Origin of the sequence: Streptomyces sp. NRRL S-87, from assembly GCF_000719335.1 — a bacterium.
GTDB lineage: Bacteria > Actinomycetota > Actinomycetes > Streptomycetales > Streptomycetaceae > Streptomyces.
The window spans coordinates 1-499 of record NZ_JOGB01000181.1 but is presented as its reverse complement, the minus strand read 5'-3'; the positions used below and the strand labels follow the sequence as shown (position 1 = coordinate 499).

At 72.5% G+C, this 499-nt stretch carries 1 protein-coding gene; it reads left to right on the top strand.

The window, feature by feature from the left end; genetic code table 11:
* Positions 1-499 (top strand): acyltransferase domain-containing protein (locus IF43_RS37515; RefSeq protein WP_158939698.1); only part of this gene is annotated, 499 nt, incomplete at both ends.

Here is a 499-nt window from a genome sequence, read left to right as displayed (position 1 = left end):
CCAGCCGGTGTTCGCGGCGGCGTTGGACGCGGTGTGCGCGGAGCTGGATCCGCGCTTGGAAGTGCCGTTGCAGCAGGTGCTGTTCGGTGGGGACGCCGATGTGCTGGACCGGACGGAGTTCGCCCAGCCGGCGTTGTTCGCGGTCGAGGTGGCGCTGTTCCGCCTGCTGGAGTCGTACGGGGTGCGGCCGGACTTCGTGGCCGGTCACTCGATCGGTGAGATCGCCGCCGCGCACGTGGCCGGGGTGCTGTCCCTGGACGACGCGTGTGCGCTGGTGGCGGCCCGCGGGCGGCTGATGCAGGCGCTCCCGGCGGGTGGCGTGATGATCGCGGTCCAGGCCTCCGAGGCGGAGGTCGTGCCACTGCTCACCGAGGACGTGGACATCGCCGCGGTCAACGGTCCGCAGGCGGTGGTCGTCTCCGGCGACGAGGCCGCCGCGGTCGCGATCGCCGATGCCTTCGAGGCGCAGGGCCGCAAGACCAAGCGCCTGACGGTCAGC